Source organism: Microbacterium umsixpiens (assembly GCF_053543675.1).
Map to the genome: position 1 here is coordinate 8195 of NZ_JBLVOH010000086.1, position 633 is coordinate 8827.

Sequence of the window (633 nt, forward strand, 5' to 3'; positions counted from 1 at the left end):
GAAGCCCTGGGCCCTCACGGCCGGGTGGGTCGTCCAGGCCATCGTCGCACTGTCGGCGTTCTTCGTTCCGGCCATCCTGCTCGTCGTCCTGATTTTCGGCGGCATGTGGGCGTATGCGACCATCGGAGGGGCCCGATTGGACGCACGACGCCCCGCCGAACCCACGACCGAGACTCAGACAGAGAGTGAATGACATGGCCACCGAAGAAACCCTCGTCCTCGTCAAGCCCGATGGTGTCGCCCGCGGCCTCACCGGCACGATCCTCGCCCGCATCGAGGCGAAGGGGTACGCCCTCGTCGACATCCGCCTGGTGGAGCCCGACCGCGACCTGCTCGCCGAGCACTACGCCGAGCACGAGGGCAAGCCGTTCTACGAGCCGCTGCTCGAGTTCATGCTCTCCGGCCCGTCGGTCGCGATCCGCCTCGCCGGCAACCGCGTGATCGAGGGATTCCGCTCGCTCGCCGGGACCACCGACCCGACGACGGCTGCCCCCGGCACGATCCGCGGCGACTTCGGCCGCGACTGGGGCCTCAAGGTGCAGCAGAACCTCGTGCACGGCTCGGACAGCCCCGAGTCGGCCGCACGTGAGCTCGGCATCTGGTTCGACTGAGCTCCGAGACAGGAAACCCCCC

At 68.9% G+C, this 633-nt stretch carries 2 protein-coding genes; both read left to right on the forward strand.

The window, feature by feature from the left end; all coding sequences use genetic code 11:
* Positions 1-193: DUF4233 domain-containing protein (locus ACNPM4_RS08810; RefSeq protein ID WP_448985430.1), on the forward strand; the 193-nt coding region annotated here is incomplete at its 5' end.
* A 1-nt stretch (position 194) separates the two neighbouring features.
* A complete protein-coding gene (ndk, locus tag ACNPM4_RS08815; protein ID WP_029261664.1) occupies positions 195-611 on the forward strand; it encodes a nucleoside-diphosphate kinase in 417 nt (138 codons plus the stop codon).
* The last annotated feature ends 22 nt before the right edge of the window (positions 612-633 follow it).